The 957-nt window shown below is 52.5% G+C and carries 2 protein-coding genes; one reads left to right on the top strand and one right to left on the bottom strand.

The window, feature by feature from the left end; all coding sequences use genetic code 11:
- Positions 1-81: 81 nt before the first annotated feature.
- Positions 82-213 (bottom strand): hypothetical protein, encoded by a 132-nt coding sequence (locus G7Y39_RS13825; protein WP_255453030.1) that lies wholly within the window; start codon positions 211-213, stop codon positions 82-84.
- 293 nt (positions 214-506) lie between these two features.
- On the opposite strand from G7Y39_RS13825, the gene G7Y39_RS13975 reads away from it, so the two are divergent.
- Positions 507-803: a hypothetical protein gene (locus G7Y39_RS13975; RefSeq protein WP_165157930.1), complete on the top strand. Its 297-nt coding sequence runs from the start codon at positions 507-509 to the stop codon at positions 801-803.
- Positions 804-957: the final 154 nt, after the last annotated feature.

Below are 957 nucleotides of genomic sequence, written 5' to 3' on the forward strand. Positions count from 1 at the left end.
CACTTGGGCTGTATAACGCTCAATCGCGGCAACAAGGGTTTTCAACCGTTCAATCTCTGATCGTGCATCCATATCAAATGATTAGTTTATGTTGTACTCTATGAGCCAAGCATAGTCAACCCCTTCATCCTTGCAGTACTTTCTCAGGCTGCGACCGGTACGGTGCTGATTGTAGTCTTGCATCACTTTCTCAAAGTATTCTTTCGTCTCCATATATGAATTGTGTTTTGATCCGGAGGCGAAAGTAGAGAGAATCAAGGAACCTGCCTTACGCTACAACGATGGTTTACCCGTCACGCGATTAGGCTTTGGTTTCGTATAAAAAGTATCTTAGGTCCATCCCCCAAGTATCTTAGGTGCGTTGGTAAAGTATCTTAGGTGCGTGGAGCAAGTCTCCTAACATACTTTTTTGCTCAGCCTTCGTCGCATTGGGGGCGTGTTGGTTCAACCCTCACAACTTTTCTATGGAGTCTCTAGTAAGACCCGTGCAAGCTACAATCGTATCAATGGGTAGTCCCTGCTTCAGCATATTACGGGCTATCTCCTTGTTACGCTTTTCTCGACCTTCCTCAAGGCCCTCCGCACGGCCTTCCTCAAGACCCTTCACACGGCCTTCCTCAAGACCCTCCGCACGACCTTCCTCAAGACCTTCCACTCGGCCCTCCGCACGGCCCTCCGCACGGCCCTCCGCACGGCCTTCCTCAAGACCTTCCGCACGACCTTCCGCTCGGCCCTCCGCTCGGCCCTCCGCACGACCTTCCGCCCAGCCTTCGTCTCTACTCGTATCCAACACACTCCGTTGATAACGGAGATTCTCCATATGACGAATGTAATCATTCCGATCCGCCACGTCCAAAGAGTCCACCCGAAGGCATTCCCGAGCCTCCGCCAAGCCGGGAGCCGTAGCGCCCGACGGGATCTCGCCCGTCTTCAAGAAACCGATCCACTCATCCAATG

The organism is Parabacteroides sp. ZJ-118 (assembly GCF_011038785.1).
Taxonomy (GTDB): Bacteria; Bacteroidota; Bacteroidia; order Bacteroidales; family Tannerellaceae; genus Parabacteroides.